Here is a 16,940-nt window from a genome sequence, read left to right as displayed (position 1 = left end):
AAATGCGGTCTTTTTTATAAGGGGGAAGTTAATAAAACGATTAAGCTTGACCTTCAGCAGCTGCAGCTTGAGCGCGTTGCATGTTTGCCTCAAACTCAGCATCGAAGTTAATCGGTGTAAGAAGTAATTGAGGGAAGCTACCTTTAGTTACAAGATCGTTCACCGCTTCACGAAGGAATGGGAACAAAATATTAGGGCAATAAGCACCAAGAATGTACGGAAGACGTTCATCTTCAACGCCATCAATCAAGAAAATACCTGATTGTGTTACGTCTACGATAAATGCAGTTTCACCTGCATTCGCAGCTTGTACAACCACTTTTAAAGAAACTTCAAAATGAGTTGGATCTACTTTTTCAGCTGATGAAGAAAGATTGATGTTTAACTCAGGTTGCCATTCTTTTGTAAAAACCGCAGCACCAGGAACTTCAAAAGAAATGTCTTTTGTATAAATACGTTCTAATGCTAATTGTGGTTGAACTTGTTGTTCTTCACTCATTCTTAATTCCTTAGATTTAGTGATTATGCCAATAATTCGTCTAGTTTACCTTCACGCTCTAAAGCATAAAGTTGGTCGAAACCACCGATGAATTGATCTTTAATGAAAATTTGTGGCACTGTGCGGTGGTTGGTTTTTTGCATCAACTCAACACGAACCTCAGGTGCTTCTTTTGATAAATTAATTTCTTTGTACTCAATGCCTTTACGTTCAAGGAGTTGCTTTGCACGTACGCAATAAGGACACATCGTTGTTGAATATACAGTCACTTGAGCTGTCATTTTACAAACTCCTTAAGCTTTTTTGCTTTTTACTAAAGGTAAGCCTTGAGCTTTCCAGTTACTGATGCCACCGTCTAAACGATAACTATCTGTATGACCGACTTGTTGTAGAGCAGAGCCTGCAACTTGGCCTAAATTACAAATGAATACCAATGGACGGTCCGCAGCTTTTAATTCTTCAACATTTGCAGCAATTTGACTATATGGAATATTACGACTACCGCTAATATGACCTTCACGGAAATCTTTAGCATCGCGCAAATCAATCAGCATCGCATTTTTAGCTTTCACTAAAATTCCGAGCGATTGTGGAGAAATTTTACGACCACTACGTTGTCCTTCAAAAACGAAAAACAAAACAATAAGGGCCCCTAAAATTGCAAATAAAAAGGGGTGATTCCCCATAAATTCGAACCAACGTTCCACAAATCACCTAATGACTAATTAAAAACTGCGTTGAGTATAACGTATATATATGGTGATCAAAATCACTGCTTCAAGGGCGTGCTTAAAGAAAACTAATTTTTTTGTTGCGCCTCAGTAATCTCATCTATTAGACGTAAATAACTTTCTAAACGTCTTTGTAAAATATCACCATTTTTGACACCTTCTTTAAGCGCACATTGCTTTTCGTGCGTATGGGTGCAATTGCGATACTGACAATGTCCTAAGAGCGCAGAAATTTCAGGAAAGCCACCATCGATTTTCTCATGATCTAAATGCCATAAGCCAAATTCACGAATACCTGGGGAATCGATTAAAGCACCATTTTCACCAAAACGAATTAAACGTGTTGAGGTCGTGGTATGTTGACCGAGTGCGGAGTTTTCTGAAATGACATTGGTTTTTTGATCAGCATCAGGAATGATGGCATTAATAAGTGTACTTTTCCCAACACCTGATTGACCTACAAATGCAACAGTTTGGTTGTCAATACGTTGAATCAACTCATCTAAATTACCATTAGATTGGGTCAGGATGAAGTCATAACCAAGTTGACGATATTCTTCTGCTAACAACAAAATTGGATCATTTTCTTTCAGTAAATCACATTTGTTTAATACTAATAAAGCTGGAATATTTGCATCTTCACATGCAACCAAATAACGATCAATTAGGGTTGGTGCAGGTTCTGGTAACGGTGCAATCACAATGACGATCAGGCTGATATTTGCAGCTACTGGTTTTACTTTGTGATAACGATCTGGGCGAGTCAACAAGGATTGTCGCGGTTGAATCGCTGTGATAATACCTAAGCCAGTATTTGGATCTGCTTGCCATTTTACGCGATCACCTGTAACCAATAATTCTAAATTGGTACGGGTATGACAGCGCCAAACGCTATTCAAATTAATAGGTTTCCAAAAAGGTTCTGGCTCACCTTCTTTGGTATCTGGTTTTATTGGATGTTGATCAGGCAAGGAGAGGGCTTGTACTTCGAGTTGTCGACCATAGTGTTGGACGACTAAGCCTTCTAAGTCGTGAGACGTGTCGATTTCTTCTTGACGTGTTTGATGTTGTTTCTGAATACGACGTTGTTGTTGCTCTGTCAAACGACGCTTACGAATTAAAGCCATTCACAACCTAAAAAACCTTGAAATTTAGATGGCAAAAATAGCATGATGAGCCATGGATTTACAGCCAAGATCGGAATAATTTGCTACTATCCATCTTTAATTTAGCCCAATAAGATTGCACTTTATGAGCAGCACCCCAGATACCCGCTTAATTTGGATCGACCTTGAAATGACAGGGTTAGATACTGACAATGATCAAATTATTGAAATTGCAACGATTATTACAGATGATCATTTAAATATCCTTGCTGAAGGCCCAGTGTTAGCTGTACATCAGTCAGATATTATTTTAAATGCGATGGATGAGTGGAATACACGTCAGCACGGGCAATCTGGACTTATTGAACGCGTACGCCGTAGTAAGTTAACTGCGCAAGATGCTGAGCAACAAACACTTGAATTCTTAAAAAAATGGGTCAATCCAAAATCATCTCCAATGTGTGGAAACTCAATTTGCCAAGATCGCCGTTTCTTACATCGTTTAATGCCAGAGCTTGAGCAGTTCTTCCATTACCGTAATTTGGATGTGTCTTCTGTTAAAGAGTTAGCAAAACGCTGGCGCCCAGAAATTATGAGTGGCTTAAAGAAAAATGCTTCTCATCTTGCGATGGATGATATTCGTGACTCAATTGCTGAATTGAAGTATTACCGTCAATATTTTTTCATCTCAAATAATTAAAAAGTTCTGTTGAAATTTTAGAAAAGGGGCTAAGGCCTCTTTTTTATAGATTTTATAAATGATCGAAAGAACAAAGTATTAATTAAAATGTTTAAAAGTTGATAGCAAAAAATAAACTGATTTTTATGCTGATAGATCTCAGAATAGTGAAAATTTAAGAATGATAACAGAGACTAAGTTATGCAAAGTAGTAATCCGATTTTAACCCGTGTAGAGACGGTATCCAATTATCAACAACCCATGACCATTCAAGGTGCGATTCAGAAATCTGTTGTATTAACTGTGATTTCGGCAGCGGTGGGTATCGCGCTGTTTATTTATAGTTTTATGACTTTAAATGTATCACTCGCCTATGCTAGTGCGATGGTGGGGGCGATTGGTGGATTCATTCTGGCACTCATTACTACTTTTAAGCCGAATACTGCTCGAACTTTAGCTATTCCATATGCTTTATTTCAAGGTGCTTTTTTAGGGGGTATTTCAGTCATATTTCAACTGAAATACCCTGGAGTTCCTTTAAAGGCCTTGCTCGCAACATTTGTCACGACTTTGGTGATGTTCGCGCTTTATCGGTTTCAAATTATTCGTGCGACTGAGAAATTTAAAGCGGTTGTGTTGTCAGCCACCATTGCGATTGCGATTGTATTTGTGCTCCAATTTATTATCAGTCTAGCTTTTGGTTCGAGCATTCCATATATATTTGATAATAATTGGCTAGGTTTAGGATTTGCAGCTTTTGTTGCCATTATTGCATCATTAAATCTAATTTTAGATTTCGACCTGATTGAAAATGCCGCAGCTCAATATGCGCCTAAAGCGATGGAATGGTTATGTGGAATTGCCTTATTAGCCACTTTAGTTTGGATGTATTTCTCTTTCTTGCGTTTAATTGGTCTACTGTCTAGTAATGACTAATGTCGTTCAGCTAAGGCGTGTAAAAAGATCAGACTGATGTCTGATCTTTTTTTAGCGTCTAATTCGGTTTAACAATTTTTTGAAAAAAGATGCATTATGCAATTTCGTAAATGCTCTAGACTTGGCATCATGCATGAAAATTAATTTAAGTGAGAGTCACATGGCACAAGGACTATTAGCAGGTAAACGTTTTTTAATCGCGGGTGTTGCGAGTAAATTGTCGATTGCATTCGGTGTTGCAGAAGCTTTACACCGTGAAGGTGCAGAATTGGCATTTACCTATCCTAATGAAAAAATGAAGAAGCGTGTTGATGACTTTGCTGAACAGTTTGGTTCAAAACTAGTTTTTCCATGTGATGTTGCTGTTGATGCTGAAATCGAACAGGCATTTGCTGAATTAGCAAAACATTGGGATGGTTTGGATGGCGTAGTGCATTCAATTGGTTTTGCACCAGCACATACTTTAGATGGTGATTTTACTGAAGTTACTGATCGTGAAGGTTTTAAAATCGCGCATGACATCAGTGCCTATAGCTTTATTGCCATGGCTCGTGCGGCAAAACCACTTTTAACTGCTCGTCAGGGTTGTTTGCTCACACTCACTTACCAAGGTTCAGAGCGTGTGATGCCAAACTATAATGTTATGGGATTGGCGAAAGCATCTTTAGAGGCTGGCGTTCGTTACTTGGCTTCAAGTTTGGGTGCTGAAGGAATTCGTGTAAATGCGATTTCAGCTGGTCCAATTCGTACGCTTGCGGCTTCAGGTATCAAGTCTTTCCGTAAGATGCTTGATCTGAATGAAAAGGTTGCACCTTTAAAGCGTAATGTCACGATTGAAGATGTAGGTAATGCGGCATTGTTCTTGTGTTCACCATGGGCAAATGGTATTACTGGCGAAATTTTATATGTAGATGCTGGTTACAATACGGTTGGTATGAGTGCAGATTTAATGCTAACAGAATAAATCTCATCGTAAGAAGAAATAAAAATCGGCAATTTTATTGCCGATTTTTTTACATTTTTTAAAGTTCATTTATGTAACCAAGACTAGGTAAATCGTATTTTTTTTGATTAAATATTAAGAAATTCTTTAGCTTTATTAAATTATAAAAGACAGATAATAACCATGCTTGCCAACATCTTTTCGGCATTGGAACAGCTCGGCCTAACCGCCCAAAACAGAGCCCTCCACATCCAATTCAGTCATTCACAGCTGAATAGCCAAGTCTTCCTACAACGTATCGATGGCAGCCATGCCCTTAACGAAGGCGTGCAAGCAGAACTCATCTGTCTCTCCACCAATGCCTTAATTCCACTCAAACAATTCATCGGCACACAAGTCGCCGTCGATCAAGTCACTGATCAAGGAACCCTGTTTAGAACCACTGGCATCATCACCGAAGCTTCACAAGGACAAAGCGATGGGGCACTGACTCTTTACAAACTTACGCTTAACGATGCAACCTCACTTTGGCACAAACGCCGCAACAGCCGTGTATTTATGAATAAATCCGTGGTCGAAGTGGTGGAAATCCTCTTTGAAGAATGGCAAAACAAAAGCCCACTCTTTGCCTCTAGCCTCAGCCTCGACCACAGTGGATTACAACGACAATACGACATCCGACCCTTCATCATGCAAAGCAACGAAAGCGACTACGACTTTCTGACTCGCTTACTACGCAGTGAAGGCATTAACTGGCTCATTGATGAAGCGCAACCGATTGTACCGAGCAACAACAGCCCGATCGAAGCACAAAAGCTCCGCCTGATTGACGACAACAGCCAATACCAAGCGCTTAACCGACGCAACATCCGCTACCACCGTAGTGATGCGACAGAACAATTTGATAGCATCACCAGCTTTATCGGACAACGCAGCCTACAACCCACAGCAGTCCACCTACAACGCTGGCAAGCCACAGCCCTCGAACAAGAAGAAGGCGCAGGCTCAGTCCAAAGCAAACACCAACACAGTGACCACCAAGACAATGCCAGCCTAGGCCTCGAACAAGCATGGCACATCAGCCCTGCATGGATCCAAGACCTCAAAGGCGAAGACCAAGCCACCGCCTCAGGCAACAGCCAAGTCGAAAAACTCAACCAACACCTCAGCGACTACTATGCTGGACAAAGCAAACAATTCATCGCCAAAGCCAGCGTCAGAGACAGCCAGGTCGGCTACTGGTTCAAACTCGATGGCCATCCAGAAATTGAACAACACAGCGGAGCTGACCAAGAATTCCTCATTGTAGGCAAACGCTACTACAACCAAAACAACCTACCCAAAGACTTAGACCAACAAGTCCAACAACTGCTACAACGCAGCCAATGGACGCCAAAACACAAGACAAACACCAACCAAGCAACCCACACGGACCAAGAACGCCAAGCCAGCGAACTTATCCTACAACGACGCAACATCAAAACCGTACCCGAATACAACCCACTACAACATCGACCTAGCACCCATCCGCAACGCGCCAAAGTGGTGGGGCCTGCAGGAGAAGAAATCCATGTCGATGAATGGGGACGTATCAAAGTACGCTTCCTGTTTACCCGAGCAGAAGACCACCAATTTGATGGTGGTGCAGGCAGTAACAACAACGACACCGATTCAGCTTGGGTTGATGTACTGACCCCATGGGCAGGCGAAGGCTATGGCGCACGCTTCCTTCCTCGAATCAATGAAATCGTAGTTATCGACTTCTTTGACGGCAACATCGACCGTCCCTTTGTGGTGGGCCGCCTACATGAAGCCCAACGCAGCCCAACCCGATTCGACAGTCAAGGCCAACTGCCGGACACCAAAAAACTCGCAGGGATTAAAAGTAAAGAAGTCCAAGGCGAAGGCTATGGACAACTCCGCTTTGATGACACCACAGGACAAATCTCCACCCAACTGCAAAACACCCACGGGGCGAGCCAACTCAACCTAGGGAATCTCAGTCATCCCAAAGAAACCGCAGAAAGTGAAGGACGAGGCGAAGGTTTCGAACTTAGAACTGACCAATGGGGTGCAGTACGAGCAGGCGAAGGCATACTCATCTCCACCTACAAACAAGAACAAGCCAAAGCAAACCATCTCGATGCAAGCGAAGCCAAACAACAACTCGAAAGTAGCTTAAACAACGCCAAAGCTTTGAGTGAAGTGGCAAAAAATCAACAAACTGATCCACTGAGCTTACTCGAAAACCTACAAGGCTACCTCAAGAACTTAGAGAGTGAAGACCAAAGCAAAGCCGCAGCTTTCAAACAAGCGATCATGCTCTTGGCTTCACCAAGTTCAATTGCCCTAGAAAGTAACGAAGACATCCACCTCAGTGCAGATGGACAGATCAACCAAATTGCACAAGGAAGCATCAACACCAGCACCCAAGACAGCATCATCGGACATGCCAGCAAAAAGATCAGTTTATTTGCCGCGCAAGAAGGGGCACGACTGTATGCAGGCAAAGGCAAGATCGAGATTCAAGCCCAAGGAGATGGTGCTGATCTGATTGCAAGAAAGGGTGTGCAGATTATTTCCACGGAAGATACGATTTATATCACCAGTCCGAATGAAATTAATCTAACTGCAGGCGGCTCTCAAGTGAAACTAAATAGTTCTGGGATATTACCAACCACTGGCGGGAAGTTTGAAGCGAAGGCGGGGCAGCATAAGTTTATTGGTGGTGAAAAGGTAATTGTTCCAAAATTGAAATTAAATACATCACCATGCTATTTGACGTTTGAAATTGTAGATGATCAAGGTAATCCAGGTAAAAATGTTGATTACATAGTTTTTAGAGCAGATGGGACACAAGAAAAGGGTAAAACGAACTCCCAGGGTCTCACAAAGCGTTATGAAACACAGGGTCCGGAGCAAATTTATATTCATATTTCAGATAAGAATGGATCTAAATATAGAGTTATTCAAAATCAAGAAGAAGCTTAAAGATGAGTAAATATACAATATTAGAACATGTAATTTATTTTTATAATCAAAGAAATGAAGCACTAGATAATGTTTCTTATACTTTAGTTTTTATATCAAAGGATGGTACAAAAGAAACATATAAAGATAAAACTGATAAAAACGGTAAAACAAAACCAATAAATATTACCAAAAATGGAAATATTCATATTTTTGTAGAAGGTTTTAGTTCAATTTTTGCTACAAAAAAAACAATTAAACCTATTTTAGCTGAAGGAAGCTCTATAATTCAAATTAATGAAAAGAGTTTGGATGATAATTTAAAATTTCCTACTGAAAGTCAATATAAACTACAGCAAAAAGCAAATGCTCAAGCAATTGAAAATATAAAAAAAGCAGCACAAAAAAATAATAAAGGTTCAACTTTTTTTGGAGGTTTAGGAGGTAATACATCCGGGTTTCCGACACTAGATAAAAGTAATAAGCCAAATCTATATCAAAAAATTTTGGAACCTATTTCTTATACTGATTACAAAAAAAATAATACTATTGTTATTAAAAAAACTAATAGGCTCAAATTTAAAAACTATGCAATGTTTCAATTTGTGCTATCAAATAATAAACCTGTGGCAAACATCAAATATCAAATATTTGGTGTTGGGCAAGATAAACCAATCCTGAACCTTAAGCCTAGTCCTGCCGATGCTAAAGGGTTTACTCAACTTGCTAATACATACAGAAGAGTATATTTAAAATATTTTATTGGGGATAAAGAACATGATTCTCAAAAATATAATACAATTACTTGTGTTGATCCACAGGTAATTTATCAAATTATTTTTCCTGCTTCGAAAAGTACAACCTATCCAAATGCAACAAATAAAGCCTCTCTTTCGTCATTAAAAAAGCCACCAATCATAATTAATCCACATACTAATGAAGTGCTTATTTTACCACCATCACTTTATCAGGAGTTTGATAAGAAAACATCAACTCTAGCAAAGGCGGTTGAAAAAGTACATCAGTCAAATGCTAATTTACGGCGTGCTATACAAGAACGCGATATTGATCAAATTCGTGAAATGGAGGGGAGGTTGAATATTGATCAAAAAGAGGCGATAGATAAAATTAATAGAGAATTTCAAGCCAGAAATGACTTAGAGGAAGTTTTGATTGCTGAGCAAGTTGTTGAGAATGGAAAAACAAAAACTAATCTATTACGAAGATATTTAAAACCAGCAAATTATAACAAATTAAAAAATTCGCGTTTAAATGAAGAGTTAAGAGTCGAAATTTCAAATGCAGCAAATCAGAATGGTGTAGAAAATCCGAATAATATTCAAAAAAGTTTTGATGTGATTAGCTCTAAATTATTAAATGCAAAAGGAGAAATTGGCAGTGATGAAAAAGCTATCTATAACCTAATTGGCGGGCTTGGTAGAGAGATTTCTGAGCAGTATAGAAATAGTAATGGTATAGATGTAAGTCGGCAGGCACAGTGGATGCGTCTTGTTGCAGGTGGTAAAGGTGAGGCAGAGTTAAGCGTTTCCTCTCAAGGTGTAAAGTTGAATGCTAGTGGTGATGCTTCAGCAAAATGGACCATATTTGAAGGTAAAAAGGAGTGGAGAAAATTTTATCCAAGTGAGTCTGGATGGAATATTGAGTATGAAAACTATTCGCTAGGTGAAATAAGGTTTTTAATTGGTTGTGAGGTTTCTGGTTTTTCAGGAGCCAATCTTGGTATAGCAGGTAATTTATCTATTGATATTACGCATCAGGGAACAACGCAAGTTATCACTGCCGTAGCTCGTGAACCACAAAGATCAATTGCAAATATGATGAACAGGCAAAATCGACCTTCCTTTAAAGCAGGTGAGGGTGATGTAGAATTGATGCAAGAAACTAAAGAAAACAAAAATACAGCGCATGCAGAAATTAAAGCTTTTGCTGGTGTGAATGTCAGTGGAGCTTTAAAGGGGGGCATTGAATGGTTCGATCCTGGTATAGATGGCGAGTCAAAGCCCCAATTTGTCACTATTGCGGTAGCATCTGTTGGTGGTGGGGTAAGTGCAGGTGTAGGAGCTGAGGGGCAGTTTCAAATCGGTTATTCAGCTGCTAGTAATACGTTTAGGATTTTAGTTGCTGCTCATCTATGTTGGGGGGTAGGTGCTAAAGGTACGGCGGCATTTGACGTCGGAACAGATCAATTAATGAATTTTGCTGGTTTTTTAAAATCGCAGCTTGGTTATGCTGGTTTTAAAACTTTAGCATTTGTTAATTCAGCCAGTTTTATGATGCTTTCACAGGCATTAGCGTATTGCATAGGTGATGATCATAAATTAACAAAAAATGTTAGAGTTCTCTCAGAGAAATATCTTGATTGGATTGATCAATTAGATGTAGATCAAGGTCGTCTACAAACAGCACGTAGAGTTAACTCGAACACAGGGCGGCGTGAATTACTCTATGCTACACCCGAAACAAAAGGGATCTTGTTGTATGCAGTATCACATTGGACTGATCGTACAGCTCCTATTTTAGATATTAGGATCGGCTTATCACTGAAAAGTGTAGAAGTCGATTTTTTCCCAGAACGTAAAACAGCAATAATTAATATATTGGCGACTTGTATTACTGAAGCTGAATGGAAGAATACAATCCAACATATACATCCTGAAGGCTTAAAATTAACAGAATCCCAATTGGGGAAAGTAGAAGGTGATTTAGTTCGCTTCTTGAACTACGATAAATTAGAAAATCAAAAAGTTAATGATGAAAGAGCTAAGACTATTATGCATTGTATCAATCAGGGGATAGAGTATGGTGGAGACTTAAACAAATGGCTCAAAAAGTATATAGAATATAGAAAAGGGGTAAAAAAAATCCAGAATCATCGCAATTATATGTTAGTCCGTAATCAAGATGATTATAGGTTTAAAACTTTTGAAGAAATGCAAGATTATGAAAATGATCTAGGTCAGCAAGTGTTTATGGCGAGTAATATTGGAACATTAGCACCATTTGAAGATCCATATAGTTTGGTGGAATCAAACCCATTTGAGGATCAAGAGTATAACGTTTAAGTTATACTCTTTTTCAAATTTATAAGTTTGCAGCACAACGGACAGAATTATTTTTATTTACATCAACAGATCTTTTATCTATTAATTCCTTTAAATCTTTAGTTAATTCTGGATCCGCTACAGGGTGGATGGCGTGACGACTAATCGTAAGCCCTCCTGACATTGTAATATTCTGTCCATCATCTGGGAAAGTACTTCGGACTACTTTTTTAGTGCCTGTTTTGGGACCTTGCGGATTATGCTCAGGTGATTTACTGTAATATTGAGGATCATACCAATCAAGCATCCACTCATAATTATCGGTAATCATGTCGTAAAATCCCATTTGTGTAGGTGGAAATTGTTTTAATTCGGGGACAACTCTTCGAGTTTTATATTTTTTCTTAGTTAGGTTTCTTTGGTCAAAACTCCAAATGTTTTTACCATTTTCTAATTTTCCATTATTGGTCGGATATATAATCATCTGACCACGATTACGAGCTGCATATTCCCACTGAGCCTCTGTTGGTAAATCCATTTTTAAATTAAGTTGTTTTCCTAACCACTGACAATAGTCACGTGCTTGTTGCCAATTTACACCTGCTGCAACCGAAGGAATTCTATCTTTTTTTGATATTTCATTAAAAACACCAATGGGTTGTTGATTTGTTGCAGCAGTATATATATCAAAATCAGCATAAGTTGCTTTAGTCGCACTCAACTTATAATCTGATAAGGTCACTTTGTGTAATGGTGTTGCATCTCCATCCCCATCGTAGGGAAGCCCATCTTGACTATGTTGAGGACCAAAGTCGCCCATCATAAAACTTCCACCTTTTACTAAAATAAGTTCTCGTTTAGTTTTTTCTAAAAGCTCATTGATTTTCTTTTGTAAGTTAGGATCTTGAGAAGTGGCTTGGCTTGGTTTATTTAATGCTTCTTTAGTAGATTCAGTGGTTGTCTTTGCACAAGCAGTTAGAGCAAGAGTAGAACATAAAAGAGCAACTAAATTTTGTTTCATCATTTTATTATTCGGCAAATTAAATAAGTTATAAGCATCATCATAATAAAATGACTTTAATGGATAAAGTTTGGTTTTGTAATATTATGGAGTGAAATTTACTGCGCTTTTAGTATATTTTCTGAAAGTTAAATTGAAAATAGATCAGTTAAAAAAAGCCCTTTTGGGCTTTTTTTATTCAAGGCAATTGCTGAATCGGACTTCCACCCAATGCTTGCAGTAATGTCACATAAGCATTGTACTGAGTTTGTTTGGCTTGAACCAAACTTAAGCGCGCTTCACGAGTAGTACGCTGGGCATCGATCAAATTCTTCAGCGCAATCGCACCATTCTTATAACGCACTTGCGTGAGTTGTTCTGTTTTCTCAGCAAGCTGAACATTACGTTCTTGCAGTGCGACTTGTTTGTCTATTTCATTACGTGCAGATAGTGCATTTTCAACATCGGCAAAAGCTTTGTATAAGGTATGACGGTATTGAATAATTGATTTTTCATAATCCAATTCGTTCACACGTAAATCACGTTTCATGTCATTCCATTGCAAGAAGGGTAGTGTAAGACCCGCACCCAATATTGCAGCAGGATTAGACAGCACATTACTCAGCGAAGTGCTTGAGCCTCCAGTAGTTATACTACCCGTTAAATTAATCGAAGGGTAATAACTTGCTTTATTCGCATCTTTATTGGCAAGTGCTTTGCGTAAACGTAACTCGGCTGCTTGCAAATCAGGACGGCGCGATAAAAGCTCAGCTGGTAAGCCCGATTGAATTTGCGGTAGGGCAGAGTGTGGTAAGCGCTGTGGCTCCGAGATATTCAACTGTTGCACAGGTTGATTGAGCAATACCGCAAGAGCAGTTCGAGTTTCAACTTTTTGCTGTTCGATCTGGCTTAACGTAGCTTTTTGACTTTGAACCGCTTGTTCAGCTGAGGTTAAGTCAAGACCTGATACTGCCCCAGCTCGATATTGAGTTTGCACTAATTCATAAGTTTTCTGCGTACTCGCCAAATTTTGTTGAGCCACAGATAGGCGTTCATTGAGATATCCCAATTGCCAATACAATTGTGCAGTTGTCGCAATCAGGCTTTGTGCAGTGGCTTGTAAATCTTGCTCAGTCGCAAGCGCTTCCCATCGAGATGCTTCAGTTTCATTGGCCAATTTACCGAACAAGTCTAGCTCATAGCTTAAGCCGGGATAGTTCAGTGAAATACCATTTGAAGAATCACCATCACCATCTAAACTAAAACGATGACCGACCGATGCACCTGCATTGCCAATACGCACACCTTGCTGACTTTCAGATTGCTTGGCTTGAAGGCGTGCTTGTTGCAAATTAATCCCTGCAACAGCTAAATCGGTATTTCGTGCAATCACTTGTTCAACCAATTGATTGAGCTGTGCATCACCAAATAATGTCCACCATTGATCATGAAAAGCCTGTTGGTGGATATTTTGGCTGAGTTGTTGGCTGTTTTGAAAGCCCTGTGGAATATTGACTGCAGGAGCTTGATAAGGCGTTTTCACTACAGCCGCACAGCCGACTAAAGAGCCTGTTAATGCTAAGGTCATGAACAGTTTATGAAGTTGATTACGCATAGTTATACCTTATTATTCTCTTGACAGTGCATCGACAGGATTTAAACGAGCAGCATTTCGTGCTGGGATAAAACCGAATACGATCCCGATTAAACTTGAACAAACAAATGCAGCTATTATTGATGTGGTTGAATACGCCATTTGGAACGTGCCACCAGCAAAGTGTGTAATCAGCTGACCAATTCCCAGTGATAATAACACCCCAAGGATACCGCCTAAAATACACACTAATACGGCTTCAATCAGGAATTGTTGCAAAATATCGCTTTGTCGAGCACCCACGGCCATTCGCACACCAATTTCTTGCGTTCGTTCAGTGACAGACACCAACATAATGTTCATGACACCGATACCACCAACGACTAAAGAAATCACAGCAATCGCAGAAATGAGTAAAGTCATTGTAGCGGTAGTTTGCTGGATGGTTTCACGAATACTGTCCGCATTTTGAGTGAACACATCTTGCGCCCCGTGGCGTTGAACGAGTAAATTCAAGATTGCATTTTCAGCAGCTGTACTTGAATATTCATCTTTTACACGAACGATGATGCTTCTCACATTCGACTGTCCAAGCATTCGACTCATGACGGTTGAGTAAGGGAGATAGACATTAAGACTATCTGAATTACCCATTGCACCTTGTTGAGCATCTACGATACCAATAATACGACTAGGTACACTGCCCAATAGAATTACTTGACCAATAGGATCCGTACCATCGCTAAAGAATGTCTTTTGGGTATTGGTATCAATCACAACATCTTGGGCTTGTTCAGTAACACTATGTTTGTCAAATGGTTGACCTGATTTAAACGTTAAACCACGCACATAGAAAAAGTCTTCACTCACGCCATTGACTGTCGTGGATGCCTCTACATCTTTATATCTTCCCGTGACAGAACTATTGACTGAAGGACTTACACCATCTACGTAAGGCTGTTCCGCTAACGCATCAGCATCAGCAGGGATTAAGGTCTTGGCCTGAGAAGATCGGGAGTTATCACCAAAACCACGTCCTTGGTAGACCGTAATGGTATTGGTGCCCAAACTACTAATATTTTCTAAAATTTGTTTTTGTGATCCATTACCAAGTGCGACAACCGAAACGACAGATGCTATCCCGATAATGATTCCGAGCATGGTCAAAAAAGTACGCATTCGATGAGCATTCATGGCCAGAAGTGCCATGCGGAAAGCTTCACCTAAACGGTCTAAAGCTGAACGCCAAGACGATGTTTTCTTTTGCTCAGCACGAATCAATTCTTCACGTTCAAAGCCATCATCAATCTCAGGAACATTGGGTTCATCTGAAATAATATTACCGTCTGAAATCTCAATAATACGAGTCGCATTTTTGGCAACATTGTGATCATGAGTAACGAGAATGATGGTATGACCTTTGGCATTCAGTTCGCGTAAAATACGCATCACTTCAATACCGCTTTTTTTATCTAATGCACCTGTAGGCTCATCGGCGAGAATAACATCACCGCCATTCATCAACGCGCGAGCAATCGAAACACGCTGTTGCTGACCGCCCGAAAGTTGGCTCGGGCGGTTTTGGGTTTTTTCACCTAGACCTAAATCGGACAAAAGCTGAACTGCACGATCATGGCGTTCAGAAGCATCAGCACCGGCATAGATCGCAGGGACTTCGACGTTACCAGCTGCATTTAAGTCACCAAGTAAATGGTAGCGCTGGAAGATGAATCCGAAATATTCACGGCGTAATTGAGCAAGTTCATCAGGTTCTAGCTCACGTGTTTCGCGGCCCTTAACCTTGTAGCTACCATTGGTCGGTTTATCTAAACATCCTAAGATGTTCATCAGTGTTGATTTTCCTGAGCCTGATTGACCTACAATGGCAACCAATTCTCCAGGATAAATCTCAAGATTTACCCCTTTTAGAATTTGCACAGTAGATTCACCAGCAGGGAATTCACGGGTCAGGTTTTTGACCTCGAGTAGAGGTGTTCTGGTCTGACTCATAATTACATTCTCATTGGACCAGCGCCACCACGTGCGCCACGTTTAGCTGAGTCATTTGATGAGTCAGAGCCATCAGCGATCACCACCTTATCGCCTAATTTTAAACCGCGTAAAACTTGCGCTGTTGCACGGTTATTTAGACCGATAAGAACAGGGGTCGGTTTGGCTGTGCCATCTGCTTGAAGTACGCGTACCATAGCCATGGAAGCTTTACCTTGATCGACTAATGCCTTTTCCTCAGCGGTTAATTCTAAACGCTTAGGACGATCAGCTGATGAACGTTCGGCACGCCCTTCACCACGAGCTTGTTCATTGCGTTCTTGGGCATTTGAACCCGCATTTGCACCACGCTGGCGAGCAGGACGATTAGAGCTTTGAACAGCAGAAGATGGAATAGTCAGTGCATTCTTTACTTCATCTAACACGATATAAACTTGTGCAGTCATATCAATACGCAATTTCCCATCTTCATTAGGAACATCGAATAGAGCGTTGTAATACACAGCTGTACTTGATGAAGATGAATTTGAGTTGTTGGTTTCTGTATTAATTGAGTTAGGTGCAGGTTCAACTTGACGCAGTGTTGCGTAATGCTTTTTCTCGCTATTACCTAAAGTAGTGAAATAAACAGTTTGACCTTCCTCAACACGCATAACATCTGCTTCAGAAATTTCAGCCTTAACCGTCATGGTGTCAAGTTTTGCTAATTTCACGATGGTTGGCGCGCTTTGATTCGCGTTCACTGTTTGACCTTCTTCAGTCACAATTGCCACAATTGTGCCATCCATCGGAGCAACGATACGGGTATAGCCTAAATCTTCTTTGGTCGTCGCCAGTGATAAACGAGATTGCTCGATTTGAGCATTCATCGCGACGATATCGGCTTGAGCAGTTTTATAACTTGCTAATGCGGACTCATATTCGGCACGAGAAGTTGCATCTTGGGCATACATGGCTTTTTGGCGATTATATTCCGCCTCAACTTTAGTCAGATTTGCTTGTTTGACTGCCAATTGAGCCAACTGATTTTTAATGCTGGCTTCAGCTGTTTTTAGATCATTTTCCTGACGAACGGAGTCGATTTGAGCAATCAGTTGACCTTGTTTGACTTGGTCGCCCAATTGCACATACATTTTTTTCACCTGACCTGAAACCTGTGCACCAACGCTAACCATTTTGGTCGCTTCTAATACACCTGTTGCAAGGACAGAGTTTTCAATATCACCACGTGTCACTTCAGCGGTAATCAACTGAGGTTGCTCATCTTTAGGTTTAAAGAAATACCAAGCTAAAGCGATAGCTGCAATCGTAATGATCGCGATGATAATCAATTTCGTTGGTTTTATTTTTTGCATGGCGATATTGAAAAATGACGGAAATTAAGCGAATTATAATGATGAAATAAGGATA

At 40.1% G+C, this 16,940-nt stretch carries 13 protein-coding genes; 5 read left to right on the top strand and 8 right to left on the bottom strand.

Translation table 11 applies throughout. The features are described 5' to 3' along the window. Positions 1–40: 40 nt before the first annotated feature. The 4 genes from secB to rsgA form a co-directional block, all read right to left on the bottom strand. Positions 41–499 (bottom strand): protein-export chaperone SecB, encoded by a 459-nt coding sequence (gene secB, locus AC1M85_RS12340; protein ID WP_035270796.1) that lies wholly within the window; start codon positions 497–499, stop codon positions 41–43. Positions 500–522: 23 nt separating this feature from the next. Beyond that, positions 523–780 (bottom strand): glutaredoxin 3, encoded by a 258-nt coding sequence (grxC, locus tag AC1M85_RS12335; protein ID WP_035270794.1) that lies wholly within the window; start codon positions 778–780, stop codon positions 523–525. 12 nt (positions 781–792) lie between these two features. Next, the gene (locus tag AC1M85_RS12330; protein ID WP_035270792.1) at positions 793–1,206 is read right to left on the bottom strand and encodes a rhodanese-like domain-containing protein; all 414 of its coding nucleotides are present in this window, start codon (positions 1,204–1,206) and stop codon (positions 793–795) included. A gap of 92 nt (positions 1,207–1,298) precedes the next feature. Then, positions 1,299–2,357, bottom strand: coding sequence for a ribosome small subunit-dependent GTPase A (gene rsgA / locus AC1M85_RS12325; RefSeq protein WP_488213168.1), 1,059 nt, complete (start codon positions 2,355–2,357; stop codon positions 1,299–1,301). Between the two features lie 124 nt (positions 2,358–2,481). Here rsgA and orn point away from each other — a divergent pair, with 124 nt between their 5' ends. From orn to AC1M85_RS12300, 5 genes are all read left to right on the top strand, one after another. Next, positions 2,482–3,036 carry an oligoribonuclease gene (orn, locus tag AC1M85_RS12320; RefSeq protein ID WP_035270788.1) on the top strand — a complete coding sequence of 185 codons (555 nt, stop codon included), beginning with the start codon at positions 2,482–2,484 and terminating at the stop codon, positions 3,034–3,036. 180 nt (positions 3,037–3,216) lie between these two features. Next, positions 3,217–3,951 (top strand): Bax inhibitor-1/YccA family protein, encoded by a 735-nt coding sequence (locus AC1M85_RS12315; protein ID WP_481590926.1) that lies wholly within the window; start codon positions 3,217–3,219, stop codon positions 3,949–3,951. Between the two features lie 160 nt (positions 3,952–4,111). Then, on the top strand, positions 4,112–4,915 hold the full coding sequence (locus AC1M85_RS12310) for an enoyl-ACP reductase FabI (protein WP_092768909.1): 804 nt from the start codon (positions 4,112–4,114) through the stop codon (positions 4,913–4,915). 162 nt (positions 4,916–5,077) lie between these two features. Further along, positions 5,078–7,885 (top strand): type VI secretion system Vgr family protein, encoded by a 2,808-nt coding sequence (locus AC1M85_RS12305; RefSeq protein WP_488213167.1) that lies wholly within the window; start codon positions 5,078–5,080, stop codon positions 7,883–7,885. Positions 7,886–7,887: 2 nt separating this feature from the next. Further along, the gene (locus AC1M85_RS12300; RefSeq protein WP_488213166.1) at positions 7,888–10,947 is read left to right on the top strand and encodes a hypothetical protein; all 3,060 of its coding nucleotides are present in this window, start codon (positions 7,888–7,890) and stop codon (positions 10,945–10,947) included. Between the two features lie 19 nt (positions 10,948–10,966). On the opposite strand, the gene AC1M85_RS12295 is transcribed toward AC1M85_RS12300, so the two are convergent. From AC1M85_RS12295 to AC1M85_RS12280, 4 genes are all read right to left on the bottom strand, one after another. Next, positions 10,967–11,947 carry a formylglycine-generating enzyme family protein gene (locus AC1M85_RS12295; protein WP_488213877.1) on the bottom strand — a complete coding sequence of 327 codons (981 nt, stop codon included), beginning with the start codon at positions 11,945–11,947 and terminating at the stop codon, positions 10,967–10,969. Positions 11,948–12,125: 178 nt separating this feature from the next. Further along, on the bottom strand, positions 12,126–13,541 hold the full coding sequence (locus tag AC1M85_RS12290) for an efflux transporter outer membrane subunit (protein WP_481590575.1): 1,416 nt from the start codon (positions 13,539–13,541) through the stop codon (positions 12,126–12,128). Positions 13,542–13,553: 12 nt separating this feature from the next. Further along, entirely contained in the window at positions 13,554–15,530 is a 1,977-nt protein-coding gene (locus AC1M85_RS12285; RefSeq protein WP_092767651.1) for a MacB family efflux pump subunit, read from the bottom strand. Positions 15,531–15,532: 2 nt separating this feature from the next. Continuing rightward, on the bottom strand, positions 15,533–16,885 hold the full coding sequence (locus AC1M85_RS12280) for a MacA family efflux pump subunit (protein ID WP_481589269.1): 1,353 nt from the start codon (positions 16,883–16,885) through the stop codon (positions 15,533–15,535). Positions 16,886–16,940 lie beyond the last annotated feature (55 nt).

This window comes from Acinetobacter sp. 24-47-64 (assembly GCF_057737055.1).
Note: the sequence above shows the minus strand (reverse complement) of the source record. Positions and strands in the feature narration are given on the sequence as shown.

Coding starts and splice junctions, on each gene's coding strand:
- AC1M85_RS12310 (WP_092768909.1), top strand. CDS start 4,112: ATGGCACAAGGACTATTAGCAGGTAAACGTTTTTTAATCGCGGGTGTT.
- AC1M85_RS12280 (WP_481589269.1), bottom strand. CDS start 16,885: ATGCAAAAAATAAAACCAACGAAATTGATTATCATCGCGATCATTACG.
- secB (WP_035270796.1), bottom strand. CDS start 499: ATGAGTGAAGAACAACAAGTTCAACCACAATTAGCATTAGAACGTATT.
- AC1M85_RS12285 (WP_092767651.1), bottom strand. CDS start 15,530: ATGAGTCAGACCAGAACACCTCTACTCGAGGTCAAAAACCTGACCCGT.
- AC1M85_RS12290 (WP_481590575.1), bottom strand. CDS start 13,541: ATGCGTAATCAACTTCATAAACTGTTCATGACCTTAGCATTAACAGGC.
- AC1M85_RS12295 (WP_488213877.1), bottom strand. CDS start 11,947: ATGAAACAAAATTTAGTTGCTCTTTTATGTTCTACTCTTGCTCTAACT.
- orn (WP_035270788.1), top strand. CDS start 2,482: ATGAGCAGCACCCCAGATACCCGCTTAATTTGGATCGACCTTGAAATG.
- grxC (WP_035270794.1), bottom strand. CDS start 780: ATGACAGCTCAAGTGACTGTATATTCAACAACGATGTGTCCTTATTGC.
- AC1M85_RS12300 (WP_488213166.1), top strand. CDS start 7,888: ATGAGTAAATATACAATATTAGAACATGTAATTTATTTTTATAATCAA.
- AC1M85_RS12315 (WP_481590926.1), top strand. CDS start 3,217: ATGCAAAGTAGTAATCCGATTTTAACCCGTGTAGAGACGGTATCCAAT.
- rsgA (WP_488213168.1), bottom strand. CDS start 2,357: ATGGCTTTAATTCGTAAGCGTCGTTTGACAGAGCAACAACAACGTCGT.
- AC1M85_RS12305 (WP_488213167.1), top strand. CDS start 5,078: ATGCTTGCCAACATCTTTTCGGCATTGGAACAGCTCGGCCTAACCGCC.